This window comes from Myxococcus sp. CA023 (genome assembly GCF_010998615.1).
Classification (GTDB): domain Bacteria; phylum Myxococcota; class Myxococcia; order Myxococcales; family Myxococcaceae; genus Myxococcus.
In genome coordinates, this window is record NZ_JAAEAH010000215.1 from 1 (window position 1) to 417 (window position 417).

1 protein-coding gene is annotated in these 417 nt (G+C 67.1%); it reads right to left on the reverse strand.

Translation table 11 applies throughout. The annotated features are described in order from the left end of the window. Nucleotides 1–28: 28 nt before the first annotated feature. On the reverse strand, nucleotides 29–417 hold a 389-nt coding region (locus tag F8M74_RS37340; protein ID WP_240462335.1), incomplete at its 5' end, for a hypothetical protein.

Here is a 417-nt window from a genome sequence, read left to right on the forward strand (position 1 = left end):
GCCGCAAGGTGGCCTTTTTCCTGTGCGGTCAGTGCGATTGCCGGGTGCGGTAGTCCCGCAGCACCTGGTCGATCACTGCACTGGTGCGGGCGGCGCTGATGCCGTTCGAGGGCGAGTGCCCGTTGCCGCGCAGTTCGTCCACGAGGGAGGCGATCAACGGCTGCTGGATCGACGACGGGTTCGGGATGTCGAAGGCCTGCACGCCCGCTTCGGTTTCCAGCTCCACCGGAACGTCCTCGAAGGTGGCAAAGCGCAGCTGCCCACGGTCGCCGGTGATCTCGATCTGATCCTGGCGGCGGAACGCGCAGAAGCTCCATTGCGCGATGCCGTGTGTCCCCGTCCCGGTGCGGAAGCACATCGAGACGCTGTCCTCGGCGGCGTAGGCGCCGGTCAACGAGCTGGCCAGGCCACGCACAT